1 pseudogene is annotated in these 514 nt (G+C 39.3%); it reads left to right on the top strand.

What is annotated here, in order from left to right:
* Positions 1-145: 145 nt before the first annotated feature.
* Positions 146-514, top strand: a pseudogene (locus C9J45_RS21485) (hypothetical protein); the annotation flags it as partial.

The following is a 514-nucleotide window of genomic DNA, read 5'->3' as shown; positions in this document are numbered from 1 at the left end:
TGCTGCCTCTAATTTAAATTCAGCACTAAATAATCGTCTTGTTCGTTTTGTCATGATGTCACCTATCCATGTTAAGAGGTGATGATATCACCTCTGAGTAGGTGGCCAAATTTAATGTACCACTACACCCTCATCGCCTCTACTTTTGCGCGAAGGGAAAGGTTTTTCATTATCAAAATCTAATGCACCTTTACTTACTGAGCATGGAGCTAAGAAAATTGGACATCGCTTTTCTGGTCATTATTCAGGAGGGTCAGTCGCTAAATCTGGAAGTGCCATTCATTCACCTAAACCTATGCCAACTTATAAGCCCGAATCTGTAGTTCCTACACCACCAAGTCATTATGAACTTCCTAAGGTTGACGATAACTTCAATAAGGCAAAGTTTGATAAAGTTTTCGCTAAATCGTGCTCACAACCTTTTGGCAATACCGATGCGTGCCAAAAAAAAGAATCGATTAAAAATAGTTTTAATCCTTGGGGACTATTTATAAGTTCAGCAGAGGCAATGCCT

The organism is Photobacterium sp. GB-1, assembly GCF_003026165.1.
Lineage (GTDB): Bacteria > Pseudomonadota > Gammaproteobacteria > Enterobacterales > Vibrionaceae > Photobacterium.
The sequence above is the reverse complement of the archived record's forward strand: the minus strand, read 5'-3'. Positions and strand labels throughout refer to the sequence as shown.